The organism is Streptomyces sp. URMC 124 (genome assembly GCF_051386455.1).
Lineage (GTDB): Bacteria > Actinomycetota > Actinomycetes > Streptomycetales > Streptomycetaceae > Streptomyces.
In genome coordinates this window covers 1-20,553 of sequence record NZ_JBPQTS010000068.1, presented here as the reverse complement: position 1 = coordinate 20,553, position 20,553 = coordinate 1, and the positions used below count along the sequence as shown (strand labels likewise).

At 67.4% G+C, this 20,553-nt stretch carries 15 protein-coding genes and 1 tRNA gene; 2 read left to right on the top strand and 14 right to left on the bottom strand.

The window, feature by feature from the left end; translation table 11 throughout:
• Nucleotides 1-42: 42 nt before the first annotated feature.
• From fusA to ACSNOG_RS16265, 13 genes are all read right to left on the bottom strand, one after another.
• Nucleotides 43-2,166: an elongation factor G gene (gene fusA / locus ACSNOG_RS16325; protein ID WP_436753378.1), complete on the bottom strand. Its 2,124-nt coding sequence runs from the start codon at nt 2,164-2,166 to the stop codon at nt 43-45.
• A gap of 39 nt (nt 2,167-2,205) precedes the next feature.
• Entirely contained in the window at nt 2,206-2,676 is a 471-nt protein-coding gene (gene rpsG / locus ACSNOG_RS16320; RefSeq protein WP_004950419.1) for a 30S ribosomal protein S7, read from the bottom strand.
• Nucleotides 2,677-2,678: 2 nt separating this feature from the next.
• Nucleotides 2,679-3,050, bottom strand: a complete 372-nt coding sequence (gene rpsL, locus ACSNOG_RS16315) for a 30S ribosomal protein S12 (RefSeq protein ID WP_003948652.1) — start codon at nt 3,048-3,050, stop codon at nt 2,679-2,681.
• A gap of 422 nt (nt 3,051-3,472) precedes the next feature.
• The gene (locus tag ACSNOG_RS16310) at nt 3,473-7,372 is read right to left on the bottom strand and encodes a DNA-directed RNA polymerase subunit beta' (protein WP_436753377.1); all 3,900 of its coding nucleotides are present in this window, start codon (nt 7,370-7,372) and stop codon (nt 3,473-3,475) included.
• Between the two features lie 97 nt (nt 7,373-7,469).
• A complete protein-coding gene (rpoB, locus tag ACSNOG_RS16305) occupies nt 7,470-10,952 on the bottom strand; it encodes a DNA-directed RNA polymerase subunit beta (protein WP_436753376.1) in 3,483 nt (1,160 codons plus the stop codon).
• A 542-nt stretch (nt 10,953-11,494) separates the two neighbouring features.
• Nucleotides 11,495-11,881 (bottom strand): 50S ribosomal protein L7/L12, encoded by a 387-nt coding sequence (gene rplL, locus ACSNOG_RS16300; RefSeq protein ID WP_436753375.1) that lies wholly within the window; start codon nt 11,879-11,881, stop codon nt 11,495-11,497.
• A gap of 133 nt (nt 11,882-12,014) precedes the next feature.
• Nucleotides 12,015-12,545: a 50S ribosomal protein L10 gene (rplJ, locus tag ACSNOG_RS16295; protein ID WP_058046835.1), complete on the bottom strand. Its 531-nt coding sequence runs from the start codon at nt 12,543-12,545 to the stop codon at nt 12,015-12,017.
• 313 nt (nt 12,546-12,858) lie between these two features.
• Complete coding sequence (locus ACSNOG_RS16290; RefSeq protein WP_436753374.1) at nt 12,859-13,800, bottom strand: hypothetical protein; 942 nt, start codon at nt 13,798-13,800, stop codon at nt 12,859-12,861.
• A gap of 175 nt (nt 13,801-13,975) precedes the next feature.
• Nucleotides 13,976-14,692 carry a 50S ribosomal protein L1 gene (rplA, locus tag ACSNOG_RS16285; protein ID WP_436753373.1) on the bottom strand — a complete coding sequence of 239 codons (717 nt, stop codon included), beginning with the start codon at nt 14,690-14,692 and terminating at the stop codon, nt 13,976-13,978.
• 79 nt (nt 14,693-14,771) lie between these two features.
• A complete protein-coding gene (gene rplK / locus ACSNOG_RS16280; RefSeq protein ID WP_436753372.1) occupies nt 14,772-15,206 on the bottom strand; it encodes a 50S ribosomal protein L11 in 435 nt (144 codons plus the stop codon).
• A 172-nt stretch (nt 15,207-15,378) separates the two neighbouring features.
• Nucleotides 15,379-16,257: a transcription termination/antitermination protein NusG gene (nusG, locus tag ACSNOG_RS16275; RefSeq protein ID WP_436753371.1), complete on the bottom strand. Its 879-nt coding sequence runs from the start codon at nt 16,255-16,257 to the stop codon at nt 15,379-15,381.
• An 81-nt stretch (nt 16,258-16,338) separates the two neighbouring features.
• Nucleotides 16,339-16,629 carry a preprotein translocase subunit SecE gene (gene secE / locus ACSNOG_RS16270; protein ID WP_106677933.1) on the bottom strand — a complete coding sequence of 97 codons (291 nt, stop codon included), beginning with the start codon at nt 16,627-16,629 and terminating at the stop codon, nt 16,339-16,341.
• A 109-nt stretch (nt 16,630-16,738) separates the two neighbouring features.
• Nucleotides 16,739-16,811 (bottom strand) — tRNA-Trp (locus tag ACSNOG_RS16265).
• Nucleotides 16,812-17,043: 232 nt separating this feature from the next.
• Between ACSNOG_RS16265 and ACSNOG_RS16260 the strand changes: the two genes are divergently transcribed.
• Both ACSNOG_RS16260 and ACSNOG_RS16255 read left to right on the top strand, forming a co-directional pair.
• Complete coding sequence (locus tag ACSNOG_RS16260) at nt 17,044-18,291, top strand: pyridoxal phosphate-dependent aminotransferase (protein ID WP_436753370.1); 1,248 nt, start codon at nt 17,044-17,046, stop codon at nt 18,289-18,291.
• Nucleotides 18,292-18,451: 160 nt separating this feature from the next.
• Nucleotides 18,452-19,471, top strand: coding sequence for an adenosine deaminase (locus ACSNOG_RS16255; RefSeq protein ID WP_436753369.1), 1,020 nt, complete (start codon nt 18,452-18,454; stop codon nt 19,469-19,471).
• 11 nt (nt 19,472-19,482) lie between these two features.
• Here ACSNOG_RS16255 and ACSNOG_RS16250 read toward each other — a convergent pair whose 3' ends face one another.
• On the bottom strand, nt 19,483-20,496 hold the full coding sequence (locus ACSNOG_RS16250; protein WP_436753384.1) for a UDP-N-acetylmuramate dehydrogenase: 1,014 nt from the start codon (nt 20,494-20,496) through the stop codon (nt 19,483-19,485).
• Nucleotides 20,497-20,553 lie beyond the last annotated feature (57 nt).

Sequence of the window (20,553 nt, the reverse complement as noted above, 5' to 3'; positions counted from 1 at the left end):
TCAAGCCTAAAGCGTGAGCTTCGTCTGTGGAGACGGAGCTGATTACTCGCCCTTGGCCTTCGCGATGATCTCCTCGGCGACGTTCCGCGGAACCTCGGCGTAGGAGTCGAACTGCATCGAGTAGCTTGCGCGACCCGAAGTCTTGCTGCGGAGGTCTCCGACGTAGCCGAACATCTCCGACAGCGGAACCAGGCCCTTGACGAGCTTGGCGCCGTGACGGTCCTCCATGGCCTGGATCTGGCCACGGCGGGAGTTGATGTCACCGATGACATCACCCATGTAGTCCTCGGGGGTGGTGACCTCGACGGACATCATCGGCTCGAGCAGAGCCGGGGACGCCTTGCGAGCACCCTCCTTGAACGCCATGGAACCGGCGATCTTGAACGCGAGCTCGGAGGAGTCGACGTCGTGGAAGGCACCGTCGAGCAGCGTCACCTTGACGCCGGTCAGCGGGTAGCCGGCCAGAACACCGAACTCCATGGCCTCCTGGCAACCCGCGTCCACGGACGGGATGTACTCCCGCGGGATGCGGCCACCGGTGACCTTGTTCTCGAACTCGTAGCCGTCGCCCTCGAGGGGCTCGATCGCCATCTGCACCTTGGCGAACTGGCCGGAACCACCAGTCTGCTTCTTGTGCGTGTAGTCGATGCGCTCGACGGCCTTGCGGATCGTCTCGCGGTACGCGACCTGCGGCTTGCCGACGTTGGCCTCGACCTTGAACTCACGCTTCATACGGTCGACCAGCACGTCGAGGTGCAGCTCGCCCATACCCGCGATGATGGTCTGGCCCGTCTCCTCGTCCGTGTGGACCTGGAAGGACGGGTCCTCCTCGGCGAGACGCTGGATCGCGACGCCGAGCTTCTCCTGGTCGCCCTTGGACTTGGGCTCGATGGCGACCTGGATGACCGGGGCCGGGAAGTCCATCGACTCGAGGATCACCGGGTTCGCGGAGTCGCAGAGGGTCTCACCGGTGGTGGTCTGCTTCAGACCCATGACGGCGACGATGTCACCGGCACCCACCGACTCGATCTCCTCACGCTTGTTCGCGTGCATCCGGTAGATCTTGCCGATGCGCTCCTTCTTGCCCTTGACGGAGTTCTGCACCTGGGTGCCCGCCGTCATGCGGCCCGAGTAAACCCGGACGAAGGTGAGCTTGCCGAGGTGCGGGTCGCTCATGATCTTGAAGGCAAGGCCGGCGAAGGGCTCTTCGTCGGACGGCTTGCGCTTCACGACCTCGTCGGCGTTGTTGACCGCGTGGCCCTCAACGGCCTCGATGTCCAGCGGCGACGGGAGGTAGCGGACCACGGCGTCGAGCAGGGGCTGAACGCCCTTGTTCTTGAACGCGGTACCACAGAACACCGGGGTGACGGTGACGGAGTCGCCGCCGCCCTTCGACGCGAGCGTGATGCGGCGGATGGCCGCGATCAGCTGCTCCTCGGTGGGCTCCTGGCCCTCGAGGAAGAGCTCCATCATCTCTTCGTCGTTCTCGGCAACGCCCTCGAGGAGCTTGCCGCGCCATTCCTCGGCAGCCTCGATGTGGGTGTCCGGGATGTCGACGACGTCGTACATCTCGCCCTTGGCGGCCTCGGCGGACCAGACCAGAGCCTTCATCTGGACGAGGTCGACCACGCCCTTGAAGTCGGCCTCGGTGCCGATCGGCAGCTGCATGACCAGCGGAACCGCGCCCAGGCGGTCGACGATCATGTCGACGCAGCGGTGGAACTCGGCACCCGTACGGTCCAGCTTGTTGACGAAGCAGATGCGCGGCACGCCGTAGCGGTCCGCCTGACGCCAAACGGTCTCGGACTGGGGCTCGACACCGGCAACGCCGTCGAACACCGTCACGGCACCGTCGAGCACGCGCAGGGAGCGCTCCACCTCGACGGTGAAGTCGACGTGACCCGGGGTGTCGATGATGTTGATGGTGTGGTCGACGTTGTCGAGCGGCCAGTGGCAGGTGGTGGCAGCAGACGTGATCGTGATGCCACGCTCCTGCTCCTGCTCCATCCAGTCCATCGTGGCAGCGCCGTCGTGGACCTCACCGATCTTGTACGAAACACCGGTGTAGAACAGGATCCGCTCGGTGGTGGTCGTCTTGCCCGCGTCGATGTGGGCCATGATCCCGATGTTGCGGACCTTGGCCAGGTCAAGCGAAGTGGTGGCCATATGGCTCAGTCTTCTCTCGGTTCTCGATGGGGGTAGCGACTACCAGCGGTAGTGCGCGAAGGCCTTGTTGGACTCGGCCATCTTGTGCGTGTCCTCACGCTTCTTGACCGAGGCGCCGAGACCGTTCGAGGCGTCCAGCAGCTCGTTCATGAGGCGCTCGGTCATGGTCTTCTCGCGACGGGCGCGGGAGTAACCGACCAGCCAGCGCAGCGCCAGGGTGGAGGCGCGGCCCGGACGGACCTCGACCGGCACCTGGTAGGTGGCGCCACCGACACGGCGGGACTTGACCTCGAGAGCCGGCTTGACGTTCTCGAGAGCGCGCTTGAGGGTGATGACCGGGTCGTTACCGGTCTTCTCGCGCAGACCCTCCATGGCGCCGTACACGATGCGCTCGGCGGTGGAGCGCTTGCCGTGCAGGAGGATCTTGTTGATCAGCGACGTCACCAGAGGGGAGCCGTAAACCGGGTCGATGATGACCGGGCGCTTCGGGGCGGGGCCCTTACGAGGCATTCTTACTTCTCCTTCTTGGCGCCGTAGCGGCTGCGAGCCTGCTTACGGTTCTTGACGCCCTGCGTGTCGAGGGAACCGCGGATGATCTTGTAGCGAACACCCGGAAGGTCCTTCACACGGCCACCGCGGACGAGCACGATCGAGTGCTCCTGCAGGTTGTGGCCCTCACCCGGAATGTAAGCGGTGACCTCGATGCCGGAGGTCAGACGCACACGCGCGACCTTACGGAGCGCCGAGTTCGGCTTCTTCGGGGTGGTGGTGAAAACACGCGTGCAGACGCCGCGGCGCTGGGGCGAACCCTCGAGTGCGGGCGTCTTGTTCTTCTCGACCTTGTCCTGCCGGCCCTTTCGGACCAGCTGCTGGATCGTAGGCACCGTTTCTCCGGTTTCTGTGATCTCGATAAAACTAACCTGGGAACCCGCCGACCCACGCGGTCGGGCGTGTCGAAGGCTGCAGACCCCTGCCGATGCTGGAAAGGGCGCAGAATTCGGTGTCTTCGACCGCTTCGGACCGAGAAGATCCGAGAGGTCCGGTCTCCCGCACGGACTGTGGGCACGCACGAGAGCCCAGGGACACCCCAGGCACAAGGTCAGAGCCTACCTAGCGCATGGGCTGCGGTCAAAACAAATGCACACGCGGAGGACACCCCGATGTGCTGCATATGTCACGTTTTGCCGGGGCGACGGGCGGTTGCTGTCGCGCGTATGGGTGAAATCACGCGGCCGGCCCTCCCCCGGTACGCCGCAGGGCGGCCACCCCGGTGGGGTGACCGCCCTGTGGACGTACCGCTTGCGACTTACTGGTTGTACGGACCGTAGTCGTAGTCCTCCAGCGGGACCGCCTGGCCGGAGCCGGTGCCGAAGGGCGAGTAGTCGATGTCGTCGTAACCGACGGCCGAGTACATCGCGGCCTTGGCCTCCTCGGTGGGCTCCACCCGGATGTTGCGGTAACGGGACAGGCCCGTACCGGCCGGGATGAGCTTACCGATGATGACGTTCTCCTTGAGGCCGATGAGGCTGTCGGACTTGGCGTTGATCGCCGCATCCGTCAGGACTCGGGTCGTCTCCTGGAAGGAGGCGGCCGACAGCCAGGACTCCGTCGCCAGCGAGGCCTTGGTGATACCCATCAGCTGCGGACGGCCGGAGGCGGGGTGACCGCCCTCGGTGACCACACGACGGTTCTCGCCCTCGAAGCGCGAGCGCTCCACGAGCTCACCCGGCAGCAGCTCCGCGTCGCCGGACTCGATGATCGTCACGCGGCGCAGCATCTGCCGGATGATGATCTCGATGTGCTTGTCGTGGATCGACACGCCCTGCGAGTTGTAGACCTTCTGGACTTCGCCGACCAGGTGGACCTGGACCGCGCGCTGGCCCAGGATGCGCAGCACGTCGTGCGGGTTGGTGGCACCCACGGTGAGCTTCTGGCCCACCTCGACGTGCTCGCCCTCGCTGACCAGCAGACGGGCACGCTTGGAGATCGCGTAGGCGGTCTCCTCGGAGCCGTCGTCCGGGGTGACGACGATCTTCTTGGTCTTCTCGGTCTCCTCGATCCGCACGCGGCCGGCGGCCTCGGAGATCGGGGCGACACCCTTGGGCGTACGGGCCTCGAAGAGCTCGACGACACGGGGCAGACCCTGGGTGATGTCGTCACCGGCCACACCACCGGTGTGGAAGGTACGCATCGTCAGCTGGGTACCGGGCTCACCGATGGACTGGGCGGCGATGATGCCGACCGCCTCACCGATGTCCACCAGCTTGCCGGTCGCCAGCGAGCGGCCGTAGCAGAAGGCACAGGTGCCGACCGCGGACTCACAGGTGAGGACCGAGCGGGTCTTGACCGTCTCGACGCCGTTGGCGACGAGCTGGTCGATGAGCACGTCACCGAGGTCGACGTTGGCCGGCGCGATGACCTTGCCGTCGATGACGACGTCCTCGGCCAGCATGCGGGCGTAGACGCTGGTCTCGACGTCGTCGGCCTTGCGCAGCACGCCGTCGGCACCACGGGACGCGATCTGCAGCTTGAGGCCGCGCTCGGTGCCGCAGTCCTCCTCGCGGATGATGACGTCCTGCGAGACGTCCACGAGACGACGGGTCAGGTAACCCGAGTCGGCGGTACGGAGAGCGGTGTCCGCGAGACCCTTACGGGCACCGTGGGTGGAGATGAAGTACTCCAGCACGGAGAGACCCTCACGGAACGACGCCTTAATGGGTCGCGGAATGGTCTCGTTCTTCGCGTTCGACACCAGACCACGCATACCGGCGATCTGCCGCATCTGCATCATGTTTCCTCGGGCACCCGAGTCAACCATCATGAAGATGGGGTTCGTCTTGGGGAAGTTCGCGTTCATCGCCTCGGCGACCTCGTTGGTCGCCTTGGTCCAGATCGCGATGAGCTCCTGCGTGCGCTCGTCCTTGGTGATCAGACCGCGCTCGTACTGCTTCTGGACCTTCTCGTCCTGGGCCTCGTAGCCCTTGACGATCTCCTTCTTGGCCTCCGGCACGACGATGTCGGAGACGGCGACGGTGACGCCGGAACGGGTGGCCCAGTGGAAGCCGGCCGCCTTCAGGTTGTCGAGCGTCGCCGCCACGATGACCTTGGGGTAGCGCTCGGCCAGGTCGTTGACGATCTCGGAGAGCTGCTTCTTGCCCACCGAGTAGTCGACGAACGGGTAGTCCTCGGGCAGCAGCTCGTTGAAGAGCGCGCGGCCCAGGGTGGTGCGCAGGCGGAAGCTGTCGCCCTGCTGCCACTCCGGCTCGCCCTCCTCGGCGACCGGGGGAACCCAGCCGCGCGGGGGAACGGTGCCGATCGGGAAGCGGATGTCGACCTTCGCCTGGAGCGAGAGCTCACGGGCGTCGAACGCCATGATCGCCTCGGCGACCGAGCCGAAGGACCGGCCCTCACCGATGACCTTGCGCTCTTCCTCGTCGGTGGTGAGGAAGAACAGGCCCAGCACCATGTCCTGGGTCGGCATGGTGACCGGACGGCCGTCGGCCGGCTTGAGGATGTTGTTCGAGGACAGCATCAGGATGCGGGCCTCGGCCTGCGCCTCCGCGGAGAGCGGCAGGTGGACGGCCATCTGGTCACCGTCGAAGTCCGCGTTGAACGCGGTGCAGACGAGCGGGTGGATCTGGATGGCCTTGCCCTCGACCAGCTGCGGCTCGAAGGCCTGGATGCCGAGGCGGTGCAGCGTGGGCGCACGGTTCAGCAGCACCGGGTGCTCGGCGATGACCTCTTCGAGGACGTCGTACACGACGGTGCGGCCGCGCTCGACCATGCGCTTGGCCGACTTGATGTTCTGCGCGTGGTTCAGGTCGACCAGGCGCTTCATCACGAACGGCTTGAAGAGCTCCAGCGCCATGGCCTTGGGCAGACCGCACTGGTGCAGCTTCAGCTGCGGACCGACGACGATGACGGAACGGGCCGAGTAGTCGACTCGCTTACCGAGCAGGTTCTGACGGAATCGACCCTGCTTGCCCTTCAGCATGTCGCTGAGGGACTTCAGCGGGCGGTTACCGGGACCGGTGACCGGGCGACCGCGGCGGCCGTTGTCGAACAGCGCGTCGACGGCCTCCTGCAGCATCCGCTTCTCGTTGTTCACGATGATCTCGGGGGCACCGAGGTCAAGGAGACGCTTGAGGCGGTTGTTGCGGTTGATCACACGGCGGTACAGGTCGTTCAGGTCGGAGGTCGCGAAGCGGCCACCGTCCAGCTGCACCATCGGACGCAGGTCCGGCGGGATCACGGGGATGCAGTCCAGCACCATGCCGCTGGGGCTGTTGCGGGTCTGCAGGAAGGCGGAGACGACCTTGAGGCGCTTGAGCGCGCGGGTCTTCTTCTGGCCCTTGCCGGTGCGGATGATCTCGCGGAGGCGCTCGGCCTCCTCGTCGAGGTCGAAGGACTCCAGGCGCTTCTGCAGCGCGGCGGCGCCCATCGCACCCATGAAGTAGGTGCCGAAGCGGTCGCGCAGCTCGCGGTAGAGCAGCTCGTCGCCCTCGAGGTCCTGGACCTTGAGGTTCTTGAAGCGGTTCCAGACCTCGTCGAGACGGTCGATCTCGCGCTGCGCGCGGTCGCGCAGCTGCTTCATCTCGCGCTCGGCGCCCTCGCGCACCTTGCGGCGCACGTCGGCCTTGGCACCCTCGGCCTCGAGCTCGGCCAGGTCGGCCTCGAGCTTCTTGGCGCGGGCCTCGAGGTCGGCGTCGCGGCGCTGCTCGATCTGCTGGCGCTCGACGGAGACGTGGGCCTCCAGCGAGGGCAGGTCGCGCGTGCGGCGCTCGTCGTCCACCCACGTGATCATGTAGGCGGCGAAGTAGATGACCTTCTCGAGGTCCTTCGGGGCGAGGTCGAGCAGGTAGCCCAGACGCGACGGGACGCCCTTGAAGTACCAGATGTGGGTGACGGGAGCGGCCAGCTCGATGTGGCCCATCCGCTCACGGCGCACCTTGGCGCGGGTGACCTCGACGCCACAGCGCTCACAGATGATGCCCTTGAAGCGGACACGCTTGTACTTGCCGCAGTAGCACTCCCAGTCCCGGGTCGGACCGAAGATCTTCTCGCAGAAGAGTCCGTCCTTTTCGGGCTTCAGGGTGCGGTAGTTGATGGTCTCCGGCTTCTTGACCTCGCCGTGGGACCAGGTTCGGATGTCGTCCGCGGTCGCCAGGCCGATCCGCAGCTCGTCGAAGAAGTTGACGTCGAGCACTGTTCGTCAATCCCTCTTTCAGGGTCGTGTCTTCATCAGTGGTCTGAGGGGGTCCGGGGACGACGGGGGGCTCTCGGCGAGCCCCCCGTCAGACCCGTCAGACCTCTTCGACGCTGCTCGGCTCGCGCCGGGACAGGTCGATTCCGAGCTCTTCCGCAGCGCGGAAGACGTCCTCGTCCGTGTCGCGCATCTCGATGGACATGCCGTCCGAGGACAGCACCTCCACGTTGAGGCACAGGGACTGCATTTCCTTGATGAGCACCTTGAAGGACTCGGGAATGCCGGGCTCGGGGATGTTCTCGCCCTTGACGATGGCCTCGTAGACCTTCACGCGGCCGGTCACGTCGTCGGACTTGATGGTCAGCAGCTCCTGGAGGGCGTAGGCGGCGCCGTATGCCTCGAGCGCCCACACCTCCATCTCACCGAAGCGCTGGCCACCGAACTGAGCCTTACCACCCAGCGGCTGCTGGGTGATCATGGAGTACGGGCCGGTCGAGCGGGCGTGCAGCTTGTCGTCGACCAGGTGGTGCAGCTTGAGGATGTACATGTACCCGACGGAGATCGGGTCCGGGAACGGCTCGCCGGAGCGGCCGTCGAACATCCGGGCCTTACCGGAGGGGAGCACCATGCGCTCGCCGTCGCGGTTCGGGATCGTGGACTCGAAGAGACCGGCGATCTCGTCCTCGCGGGCGCCGTCGAAGACCGGGGTCGCGACGTTGGTGCCCGGCGCGACGTCGTCGGCGCCGATGGCCTGCAGGCGCTTCATCCAGTCCTCGTCGCCCTCGACCTTCCAGCCGCGGCTGGCGAGCCAGCCGAGGTGGATCTCGAGGACCTGTCCCGGGTTCATTCGGGACGGGACACCGAGCGGGTTGAGGATGATGTCGACCGGGGTGCCGTCCTCGAGGAACGGCATGTCCTCGACCGGGAGGATCTTGGAGATGACACCCTTGTTGCCGTGGCGGCCGGCGAGCTTGTCACCGTCGGTGATCTTGCGCTTCTGGGCGACGTAGACGCGGACCAGCTGGTTCACGCCCGGGGGAAGCTCGTCCCCCTCCTCGCGGTCGAAGACGCGGACGCCGATGACCTTGCCGATCTCGCCGTGCGGGACCTTCAGCGAGGTGTCGCGGACCTCACGGGCCTTCTCACCGAAGATCGCGCGGAGCAGGCGCTCCTCCGGGGTCAGCTCGGTCTCGCCCTTCGGGGTGACCTTGCCGACCAGGATGTCGCCGGCGACGACCTCGGCACCGATGCGGATGATGCCGCGCTCGTCGAGGTCGGCGAGGACCTCCTCGGAGACGTTCGGGATGTCCCGGGTGATCTCCTCCGGGCCGAGCTTGGTGTCACGGGCGTCGACCTCGTGCTCCTCGATGTGGATCGAGGAGAGGACGTCGTCCTGGACGAGGCGCTGCGACAGGATGATCGCGTCCTCGTAGTTGTGACCCTCCCACGGCATGAACGCCACGAGCAGGTTCTTGCCGAGCGCCATCTCACCGTTCTCGGTGGACGGGCCGTCGGCGAGCACCTGGCCGGCGATGACGCGAGCGCCCTCGTCGACGACGACCTTCTGGTTGAAGGACGTGCCCTGGTTGGAGCGCGAGAACTTCGCGACCCGGTAGGTGTTGTACGTGCCGTCGTCGTTGGCCACCGTGACGTAGTCGGCGGAGACCTCCTGGACGACACCGTCCTTCTCGGCCTTGATGACGTCACCGGCGTCGACCGCGCAGCGGTACTCCATGCCGGTGCCGACCAGCGGCGCCTCGGCCTTGATCAGCGGGACGGCCTGGCGCATCATGTTCGATCCCATGAGCGCGCGGTTGGCGTCGTCGTGCTCGAGGAACGGGATCATGGCGGTCGCGACCGACACCATCTGGCGCGGGGAGACGTCCATGTAGTCGACGTCGTCGCCGGCGATGTAGTCGATCTCGCCGCCACGGCGGCGGACCAGCACGCGGGCCTCGGCGAAGCGCATGTCCTCGGTGAGGGCGGCGTTCGCCTGGGCGATGACGAAGCGGTCTTCCTCGTCGGCAGTCAGGTAGTCGACCTCGTCCGTGACGACACCCTCGACGACCTTGCGGTACGGGGTCTCCACGAAGCCGAACGCGTTGACGCGGCCGTAGGAGGCGAGCGAGCCGATCAGACCGATGTTCGGGCCTTCGGGCGTCTCGATCGGGCACATGCGGCCGTAGTGCGACGGGTGAACGTCACGGACCTCGAAGCCGGCCCGCTCACGGGAGAGACCACCCGGGCCCAGCGCCGACAGACGGCGCTTGTGGGTCAGACCCGACAGCGGGTTGGTCTGGTCCATGAACTGGGACAGCTGGCTGGTGCCGAAGAACTCCTTGATGGAGGCGACGACCGGCCGGATGTTGATCAGGGTCTGCGGCGTGATCGCCTCGACGTCCTGCGTGGTCATGCGCTCGCGGACGACGCGCTCCATACGAGCCAGACCCGTGCGGACCTGGTTCTGGATGAGCTCGCCGACGTTGCGCAGACGACGGTTGCCGAAGTGGTCGATGTCGTCGGTCTCGACGACGATCGAGGTGCCGTTCTCGCCGACCGTCTCCAGCTCGCCCGCGTGCAGCTTGACCAGGTACTTGATCGTCGCGATGACGTCGTCGACCGTGAGCACGCCGGCGTCGAGGGGGGCGTCCGCGCCGAGCTTCTTGTTCACCTTGTAGCGGCCGACCTTCGCGAGGTCGTAGCGCTTCGGGTTGAAGTAGAGGTTCTCGAGCAGCGTCTGCGCGGCCTCGCGGGTCGGCGGCTCGCCCGGACGCAGCTTGCGGTAGATGTCGAGCAGCGCGTCGTCCTGGCCCTGGGTGTGGTCCTTCTCCAGGGTGGCGCGCATGGACTCGTACTCGCCGAACTCCTCGAGGATCTGCTCGGTCGTCCAACCGAGGGCCTTGAGGAGGACGGTCACGGACTGCTTGCGCTTGCGGTCGATGCGGACACCGACCATGTCGCGCTTGTCGACCTCCATCTCCAGCCAGGCACCCCGGGACGGGATGATCTTGGCCGTGAAGATGTCCTTGTCGGACGTCTTGTCGATGGAGGAGTCGAAGTAGACGCCGGGGGAGCGAACCAGCTGCGAGACGACGACACGCTCGGTGCCGTTGATGCAGAAGGTGCCCTTGTTGGTCATGAGCGGGAAGTCGCCCATGAAGACCGTCTGAGACTTGATCTCACCGGTCTCGTTGTTCGTGAACTCGGCCGTGACGAAGAGCGGGGCCGCGTACGTGAAGTCGCGCTCCTTGCACTCGTCGATCGAGTTCTTCGGGGGCTCGAAACGGTGGTCGCGGAAAGTCAGCGACATCGACCCGGAGAAGTCCTCGATCGGGGAGATCTCCTCGAAGATCTCCTCCAGACCGGACTTGGTGGGGACGTCCTGACCAGACTCCAGCGCAGCCTCGACGCGAGCCTTCCAGGCGGCATTGCCGAGCAGCCAGTCGAAGCTCTCGGTCTGCAGCGCAAGGAGGTTCGGAACCTCGAGGGGCTCCTTGATCTTCGCAAAAGAGATGCGCAGCGGGGCGGTGCTGGCGCCGTTGTTCGTATTGGCAGTCGAGGCGTTGCGCGAGGCGGCCAAGAGGGGGTCCTTCCGAGGGCTCGGACTCACTACGCGCGTACCGGCCCCACTCCGTGCATCGAAAGAAATCCCAGGTCAGCGGGTTTCCATCGGCTGTGCTCGATAGTGGGCATGCCCCTGGTGACGGGCAGGGAGCAGCTAACAGGCAGCGCAAAGGGTCAGTGTAGCCACTTGGCCCACTGATGTCCAGAGCGGATATGCGGAGACCGGTGCGATACCAATCTCTCCCTCCGGGATCCTGTTGTCCCTCGCTGTGCGGCGGACGCCTGCAGGCATCGCCTGACGCAAGACTTCCCAGTTCGCCTTCGATCCATGCCTCGGACGGTGGACCGATGTGGCGACGCGTCCTGAGAATTGCGCGCCCCGTCGCGTTCGTCAAGGCCCACGACCCCTCCGGGAGGGCAACGAAGATCACCATACTCGCCCCCGGGACGTGCTCCGCGCAGCCGTCCGGGGAAACGCCGAAGGGCGACCACCCGCATGGGTGATCGCCCTTTGGCTACCGGCTAACGCCGGCGGGAAGAGTCAGACGACTCGCGAGGTCACTTGACCTCGACGGAGGCGCCGGCGCCCTTGAGGGCCTCGGCGGCCTTCTCCGCGGCGTCCTTGGCGACCTTCTCGAGGACCGGCTTCGGGGTGCCGTCGACGAGGTCCTTGGCCTCCTTCAGGCCCAGGGAGGTCAGCTCACGGACGACCTTGATGACCTGGATCTTCTTGTCACCGGCGGCGGTGAGGATGACGTCGAACTCGTCCTTCTCCTCGACCTCGGCGGCAGCGGCGCCACCAGCGGCACCGGCGACCATGACCGGCGCGGCAGCGGCGGCGGTGACGTCGAACTTCTCCTCGAACGCGGACACGAAGCCCGCGAGCTCGATGAGGGTCATCTCCTCGAACTGCGCGAGCAGCTCGTCCTGGGTCAGCTTCGCCATGATGGCGGTCCTTCCACTAAATCGGCAGGTGCCGGGATGTACATGTCGGCGGGCGTCTGCCTAGACGGCAGTTCTTTCGAAGACGGCCCGCTGCGACCGGTGCCGGGTGGCACCGATCAATGCGCGAGCCGAATTACTCGGCACCGCCCTGCTCGGCGAGCTTGGCGCGCAGCGCGTCCGCAGTGCGGACGAGCTTCGTCGGCAGCGCCTGGAAGAGCGAGGCAGCCTGGGACTGCTTGCCCTTCATGGCACCGGCCAGCTTGCTGAGCAGAACCTCGCGGGACTCGAGGTCCGCAAGCTTCTTGATCTCATCAGCGGAGAGCGCCTTACCGTCAAGGACACCGCCCTTGATGATGAGGTTCGGGTTCTCCTTGGCGAAGTCACGGAGACCCTTCGCCGACTCCACCGGGTCACCGGTGACGAAGGCAACGGCCGTCGGGCCAGCGAAGAGCTGGTCCTCCAGCGTGATCCCGGCCTCACGGGCCGCGATCTGGGTCAGCGTGTTCTTCACCACGGCGTACTGGGCGTTCTCACCGAGCGAACGACGCAGCGTCTTGAGCTGCGCCACGGTGAGACCGCGGTACTCGGTCAGCACAGCGGCATTCGAGCTACGGAACTTGTCCGTCAGCTCGGCAACCGCAGCAGCCTTGGCGGACGTCGCCATGAGCCTCGGCCTCCTTCCGGGTGATTCGGGACCGCTATGCGAAGGGACCTGGGCAAAACGAAACGCCCCGGCACAGGTGCTCGGGGCGTAACTCGACCGCTTCGACCCGAAGTCGTTGCGGGAGTGCTTCCTCAAATCACCTGCGCAGGTCGCCCGCAGCTAGCGGATCCTTCGGCCACCACACCTCCGGAACGGAGGCACAGCAACGACCAGCGGTCTTTGGCTTCTGGAAGAAGGTACGTGAAGGGGGCGCCCGGAAGCAAATCGGCCCCCGGGCGAGGTTTCGCCGCAGGTGAGGACTGCCCCTTGGGCATCAGGACGACAGCGAGGGAACCCCGCCGCTCTCCTTCATCTTCCTGAGCCTGTCCAGCAGGTCCACCGTCCGGTCCGCCGGCGGCGCCTGGACGTCGGCCTTCGTGCCGAAGTCGGAGAGGTTCTGCGTGATCTCCATCCGGCCCTTGGCCGTGTCCATGTTCATGATCAGCTTCACGGGGAGGTCGTCGGAGTTCACCCAGACGTCCATGTCGTACTGCGTGATCCCGGCCTGCTTGATGGAGTCCAGCAGCTGCTGCCGGTCCTTCTCCCCGAGGCCTTCGAGGCTCTTGCTGGACTTCACGGCCTCGTCCGCGGTGAGCGTGCCCTTGTAGTGCCGGGCCTGCTTCCCGTCGACGCTCTCCTCACCGACCAGCTTCACGTTCGGCGACTCCTTGAGGAGCGCCATCTGCTTGGCCGGGTCCTGGCTCTGGTTCTGACCGCCGCCCATGAGCTGCTGGAGGGCCTTGGCGTCGCCGCCGGACTCCTTGGCCACCTCCACGAGGTCGACCTTCAGCCAGCGCTTGCCGTCGTTCTTGGCGGCGGCCTCCGGGCCCACGTCGGTGTACGTGGTGCTGCCGATCGTGATGACGCGGCTCTCGCCGGGAGCGCCGTCCTTCCCGGGCAGCCCCGTCATGCGCTGGTCCACGACGGTGGGGTCCCAGCCCATGACGCCGGAGGACTCCAGGGCCAGGGGCCGGTCCCCGAGGCCCGGCAACTTCATGGTCATCCTGAACTTGGCCGACTTCACCGACTGCGTCTTCCTGAAGGCCGCGTCAACGGCCTTCGTGGCCGCTCCCGCCGCCGCCGGCTTCTCCGCCTTGGTGGAGGCCCCTGAGGCGCCCTTGTCGTCCTTCTCGCCGCCGCCGCAGGCCGCGACGCCGCCCAGCAGGGCCACGGCCGTCACGGACAGGCCCAGGCGCTTCCAGGTGGACTCGTGCATGTCCTTGCCCCCCTCTGCTCAAAAGCGATCAATGTGAACGTTAGTTCACCTCACCGGCGCATACCCCGGACAACCGCATCGAAGACGTGAAAAACGCGAGCAGGCCCCGCATCTCCCAGGAGATGCGGGGCCTGCTCGTTCGCTTACGCGCAGAGGCGTCGTGATCCGGTCAGGATCAGACGGTCTCGTCCTCGACGAGGAGGTTGCGGGTGCGGTTCGGGTCCAGCGGGATGCCGGCGCCCATGGTGGTGGTCAGGGTCGCCTTCTTGATGTAGCGGCCCTTCGCGGCGGACGGCTTGAGGCGGGTGATCTCCTCGAGCGCGGCGGCGTAGTTCTCCACCAGCTTGGTCTCGTCGAAGGAGACCTTGCCGATGATGAAGTGCAGGTTCGAGTGCTTGTCGACGCGGAACTCGATCTTGCCGCCCTTGATGTCGGTCACGGCCTTGGCCGTGTCCGGGGTGACGGTGCCGGTCTTCGGGTTCGGCATCAGACCACGGGGACCGAGCACGCGGCCGAGGCGGCCGACCTTGCCCATGAGGTCCGGGGTGGCGACGACGGCGTCGAAGTCCAGACGGCCCTTCGCGACCTCGTCGATCAGCTCGTCGGCACCGACGATGTCGGCGCCGGCGGCACGCGCGGCCTCGGCACGGTCGCCGGTCGCGAAGACCAGGACCCGGGCGGTCTTACCGGTGCCGTGCGGGAGGTTCACGGTGCCGCGGACCATCTGGTCGGCCTTGCGCGGGTCGACACCCAGGCGGAAGGCAACCTCGACGGTCGCGTCGAACTTGATGGCGGAGGTCTCCTTCGCCAGGCGGACGGCCTCGAGCGGGGCGTACAGACGCTCCCGGTCGATCTTCGCGTCCACGTTGCGAAGAGTCTTGCTGCGCTTCACTGAAACTCCTCAGTGGTGATTGGAGTCGTGGTACGGGCCGGCGCTGGCCCTCCCACGGGTACTGCCAGGGGGGTGGAGGTCAGCCCTCGACCGTGATGCCCATGGAACGGGCGGTGCCGGCGATGATCTTCGACGCGGCGTCCAGGTCGTTGGCGTTCAGGTCGGGCATCTTGGTCGTGGCGATCTCACGGACCTGCGCCTCGGTGATCTTGGCGACCTTGGTCTTGTGCGGCTCGCCCGAGCCCTTGTCCACGCCCGCGGCCTTGAGGATCAGCTTCGCGGCCGGCGGAGTCTTGGTCACGAAGGTGAAGGAACGGTCCTCGTAGACCGTGATCTCCACCGGCACGACCATGCCACGCTGCGACTCGGTCGCGGCGTTGTAGGCCTTGCAGAACTCCATGATGTTGACGCCGTGCTGACCCAGCGCGGGGCCGACCGGCGGAGCCGGGTTGGCGGCACCGGCCTGGATCTGGAGCTTGATAAGCCCCGTGACCTTCTTCTTCTTGGGAGGCATTGCTCTCTCCGGGTCCTAGTGAGAGTTTTTTTGCCTGCGCACAGTGCGCGCAGGCATACCGCACCACGATAACGGGTAACATGCTGCGGCCAAAAACCGAGCAGGTCAGACCGGCTTTATCAGCCCGTCTGACCTGTTCGGTAGGCGTTTGTTCAGAAGAGGCCCGAAGGCGTCAGTTCTTCTGGATCTGGTCGAAGCTCAGCTCGACCGGGGTCTCGCGACCGAAGATCTCGACGAGGCCCTTGACCTTCTTCGAGTCGGCGTTGATCTCGTTGATCGTGGCCTGCAGGGTCGCGAACGGGCCGTCGGTGACGGTGACCGAGTCGCCCACCTCGAAGTCCAGCACCTGGACCTCGACCTTGCGCTGCGGCGCCGGCTTGCCCTCGGCCTCGGCGGCCTCGCGGGCGGCCTTCTCCTCGGCCTCCGGGGCGAGCATCTTGACGATCTCGTCCAGCGTCAGCGGGTAGGGGTCGTAGGCGTTGCCGACGAAGCCGGTGACACCCGGGGTGTTGCGGACGACGCCCCAGGACTCGTTCGTCAGGTCCATGCGCACCAGGACGTAGCCCGGGAGCTTGTTCTGGCGGACGGTGCGGCGGTCGCCGTTCTTGATCTGGACGACCTCTTCCTGCGGCACCTCGGCCTGGAAGATGTAGTCCTCGACGTTGAGCGAGACGGCGCGCTGCTCGAGGTTGGTCTTCACGCGGTTCTCGTAACCGGCGTAGGTGTGGATGACGTACCACTCGCCGGGCAGGCCGCGCAGCTCGTCGCGCAGGGCCGCGATCGGGTCGACGGCGGGCTCTTCCTCGGCCTCTTCCGCCTCGGCGGCAGCCTCTTCGGCCGCGTCCTCGTCGGACTCGACGTGGAGGGCGGCCTCCTCGGCCGGCTCGCCCGCAGCGGCCTCTTCGGCGTCGAGCTCGTCGCCGGCGTCGGCGCCCTCGACGATCTCCTGCGCGGTGTCGTCGCCCTCGACCTCGGCCGAGGCGGCGGCGTCCACGTCGGCCTCTGCCGCCTCGACGGGCTCGACGGCGTCGTTCAGGTTCGGGTCAGACACGTGGCTGCTTCTTCCTGGCTACAAGGGGTGGAACGTGCGAAAGGGGCGGCCCGCCTCATGGCAGCCGCCCTACCCGCGGATTCAGCCGAAGACGTACTTGACGGCGTTGGTGAACCCATAGTCAATCACGGTGACCAGGCCAATGACGATGACGACAAAGACGATCACCACAGTGGTGTACGTCGACAGCTGGCCCCGGGTGGGCCAGACGACCTTGCGGAGCTCGGCGACGATCTGGCGGTAGAACAGCGCGAGGCGGCCGAAGGGGCCCTTCTTCCCGCGCTTCCCGCCACGGCGGCCCTTCCTGGCGGCCACCTCGTCCTCGGGACGACCGCTCTCAGGCGTCGCGGTGGAGCCAAGGGCTTCCGTCACTACGTCCTCACCTGAATCCGGGTCGTGAGCCGTGCCGCGCCCGGTTGAGCCGCACGGCGGTGCATTTCAGTACGTACGCACGCACGCACCCTGGTGACGATGCGTGTAGCAGGGCCGAAGGGACTTGAACCCCCAACCGCTGGTTTTGGAGACCAGTGCTCTACCAATTGAGCTACGACCCTTTGTGGTTCCCCCAACGTACCGCATCCGAGCGACCGCACGGTGTGTGCGGAGCCGGGTTGCGGCCGGTGAGGGCCAACGACGGATGAGTGTACGTGGTCTTGGGGCGTGCGTCGAACAGCTTGTGCCGCGACTCGTTCCGGGAGGGGGTTCGGGAGGCGTTCCGGGAGGGGGTTCCGGGCCCCGCGTGAAACGTGTGCGCCCGCTTCGTCCCCCGTCTGCAACGATGCCCCCATGACCGCTGCGACTCCTTCCGAGCCCACCGTCCAGTCCCCCACCGAGCGCCGGGTGTCGACCCGCATCGGATCGATCTCCGAGTCCGCGACGCTCGCCGTCGACGCCAAGGCCAAGGCCCTCAAGGCCGCCGGTCGCCCGGTGATCGGCTTCGGCGCCGGCGAGCCCGACTTCCCCACGCCCGGCTACATCGTCGAGGCCGCCGTCGAGGCCTGCCGCGACCCGAAGAACCACCGCTACACGCCCGCCGGCGGCCTCCCCGAGCTGAAGGCCGCCATCGCCGCCAAGACGCTGCGCGACTCCGGCTACCAGGTCGAGGCCTCGCAGGTACTGGTCACCAACGGCGGCAAGCAGGCCATCTACGAGGCGTTCGCCGCGATCCTCGACCCGGGCGACGAGGTCATCGTCCCGGCGCCGTACTGGACCACGTACCCCGAGTCCATCCGGCTCGCCGGAGGCGTCCCGGTCGACGTCGTGGCCGACGAGACCACCGGTTACCGCGTCTCCGTGGAGCAGCTGGAGGCCGCCCGCACCGAGCGCACCAAGGTCCTGCTCTTCGTCTCCCCCTCCAACCCGACCGGCGCCGTCTACTCGCGCGAGCAGGTCGAGGCCGTCGGCCGCTGGGCCGCGGAGCACGGGCTGTGGGTGCTGACCGACGAGATCTACGAGCACCTCGTCTACGGCGACGCCGAGTTCTCCTCCCTGCCCGTGGTCGTGCCCGAGCTGCGCGACAAGTGCATCGTCGTCAACGGCGTCGCCAAGACCTACGCCATGACCGGCTGGCGGGTCGGCTGGGTCATCGCCCCGCAGGACGTCATCAAGGCCGCGACGAACCTGCAGTCGCACGCCACGTCGAATGTGTCCAACGTCGCACAGCGGGCGGCGATCGCGGCGGTCGAGGGCGACCTGGCCGCCGTCGACGAGATGAAGGTCGCCTTCGACCGGCGGCGCCGCACGATCGTGCGCATGCTCAACGAGATCGAGGGCGTCTACTGCCCCGAGCCCGAGGGCGCGTTCTACGCCTACCCGTCGGTGAAGGCCCTCCTCGGCAAGGAGATCCGCGGCAAGCGGCCCGCCACGTCCGTGGAGCTCGCCGCGCTGATCCTGGAGGAGGTCGAGGTCGCGGTGGTGCCGGGCGAGGCCTTCGGGACCCCGGGTTACCTGCGGCTGTCGTACGCGCTGGGCGACGAGGACCTCGTCGAGGGCGTGTCGCGCATCCAGAAGCTGCTGGCGGAGGCCAAGGCGTAGGCAGAGCCGCAGGCGCCTGCGGCTCGCCGCGTACGGGCTCCCGGTCTTGTGCCGGGGGCCCGTGTTCGTTTTCGGGTTCGTTTTCGGTTTCTTTTTCGGGGCGGCGCCCGTTCAGGGAAAGTCTCTTCCGGTTGTCTTGCGCGTACGGCAAGATCCTGGGATGGAGAGTGTTCGCGACGTCCGACTGCTGCCGAAAGCCCATCTGCACCTGCACTTCACCGGGTCGATGCGGCCGTCCACCCTGCTGGAGCTCGCCGACAAGTACGGCGTGCACCTCCCGGAAGCGCTGAGCAGCGGCGAACCGCCGAAGTTGCGGGCCACGGACGAGCGGGGCTGGTTCCGCTTCCAGCGGCTGTACGACATCGCGCGGTCCTGCCTGCGGACGCCGGAGGACATTCAGCGGCTCGTGCGGGAGGCCGCGGAGGAGGACGTCCGGGACGGGTCGGGGTGGCTGGAGATCCAGGTCGACCCGACGTCCTACGCCCCTCGGCTGGGCGGGCTCATCCCCGCCCTGGAGATCATCCTGGATGCGGTCGAGACCGCTTCGAAGGAGACCGGGCTGGGGATGCGCGTGCTCGTCGCCGCCAACCGCATGAAGCACCCGCTGGACGCCCGCACGCTGGCGCGGCTCGCCGTGCGGTACGCCGACCGGGGCGTGGTCGGGTTCGGGCTCTCCAACGACGAGCGGCGCGGGCTCGCGCGCGACTTCGACCGCGCCTTCGAGATCGCGCGGGAGGGCGGGCTGCTCGCCGCGCCGCACGGCGGCGAACTGTCCGGGCCCAGCAGTGTGCGGGACTGCCTGGACGACCTGCACGCATCGCGCGTCGGGCACGGCGTGCGGGCCGCGGAGGACCCGCGGCTGATGCGGAAGCTCGCGGAGCGGGGGGTGACCTGCGAGGTCTGCCCGTCCTCCAACGTCGCCCTCGGCGTCTACGAGAAGGCCGGCGACGTACCGCTGCGCACGCTCTGGGACGCCGGCGTGCCGATAGCGCTCGGCGCGGACGACCCCCTGCTCTTCGGCTCGCGGCTCGCCGCCCAGTACGAGCTCGCGCGGGAGCACCACGGCTTCACCGACGCGGAGCTGGCGGAACTGGCGCGGCAGTCGGTACGGGGGTCGGCTGCGCCTGAGCTTGTGCGGGCGGGGTTGCTGCGGGGCATCGACGGGTGGCTGGCCGGCTGAGGCGCCGGTCCTTACAGCGTCACCCCGACGGTGACCGGCTCGTTGACCAAGGTCACGCCGAACGCCTCGTGCACCCCGGCACGGACCTCGCGGGCGAGGGCGAGGAGGTCCTCGGTGCTCGCCGAGCCGCGGTTCGTGAGGGCGAGCGTGTGCTTGGTGGAGATGCGCGCCGGGCCCGCCCCGTACCCCTTCGTGAAGCCCGCCTTGTCGATCAGCCAGGCCGCGGACGTCTTCACGTGCCCGTCGCCCGCGGGGTACGCCGGCGGCACCACGTCCGGCCCGAGCCGCTCCGCGGCGCGGGCCAGGAACGCCGCGTGCTCCGCCTCGGTCAGGATCGGGTTGCAGAAGAACGAGCCCGCCGACCACGTGTCGTGGTCCTCCGGGTCGAGGACCATGCCCTTGCCGGCCCGCAGCTTGAGGACCGTCTCACGGGCCTGGTCCGCGGGGACGCGGTCGCCCGCCTCGACGCCGAGGGCGCGGGCGGTCTCCGGGTAGCGGATGGGCGCGGACAGGCCGTCCGCGTCCTCCAGCTCGAAGCGGACGCGGAGGACGACGTAGCGGGAAGGGTCCTGCTTGAAGCGGCTGTGCCGGTAGGAGAAGGCGCAGTCGGCGTTGGTGAGGGTCACCGTCTCGCCGGTGCGGCGGTCGTAGGCGACCACCTCGGTGATCGTCTGGGCTACGTCCTGGCCGTAGGCGCCGACGTTCTGGATGGGGGTGGCGCCGGCGGAGCCGGGGATGCCGGCGAGGCATTCGATGCCGGCGAGGCCGGCCTCGACGGTGCGGGCGACGGCGTCGGACCAGTTCTCGCCGGCGGCCAGCTCCAGGGTGGTGCCGTCGAGGGCGAAGCCGGTGGTCGCGATGCGCAGGGCCGTGCCCTCGAAGCCCTTGTCGGAGATGACGAGGTTGCTGCCGCCGCCGATGATCAGCAGCGGGGTGGCGGTCTCGTCGGCCTCGCGGACGGCGGCGATCACCTCGGCGTCGGTGGTGGCCGTGATCAGGCGGGTGGCGGGGCCGCCGACCGGCAGGAGCCGGCCGGATCGCCGTGACTGCGCACGAGCACGACCGGCCCCCTGGCCTGCCGC